This window comes from Deinococcus alpinitundrae (assembly GCF_009982895.1).
Taxonomy (GTDB): domain Bacteria; phylum Deinococcota; class Deinococci; order Deinococcales; family Deinococcaceae; genus Deinococcus; species Deinococcus alpinitundrae.
This window is the reverse complement of sequence record NZ_WXZL01000212.1, coordinates 1-278: the sequence shown is the minus strand read 5'-3', so window position 1 is coordinate 278 and position 278 is coordinate 1. Positions and strand designations below refer to the sequence as shown.

At 43.5% G+C, this 278-nt stretch carries 1 protein-coding gene; it reads left to right on the top strand.

Annotated features, from left to right (window positions below; genetic code table 11):
- Positions 1–264: sigma 54 modulation/S30EA ribosomal C-terminal domain-containing protein (locus GUI70_RS25600; protein WP_237725146.1), on the top strand; the 264-nt coding region annotated here is incomplete at its 5' end.
- Positions 265–278: the final 14 nt, after the last annotated feature.

The following is a 278-nucleotide window of genomic DNA, read 5'->3' as shown; positions in this document are numbered from 1 at the left end:
CGTAAATCACGGGAAACGGGTTATAAGGGAGTTGAAATCCCACAAGAAGACGCACGTGAAGACGAAGAAGAGGCCAGTGAATTTGATATTGTGCGGACTAAGCAAGTATCCTTGAAGCCGATGGGGGCTGAAGAAGCAATCTTGCAGATGGACATGTTAGGCCATAACTTCTTTATTTACGAAGACGCTGATACAGGATCGGTTGATATTGTTTATCGGCGTCACGACGGTCGCTATGGTTTAATTGAATCCGCTAACGAATAATTGTGAATGTTAAA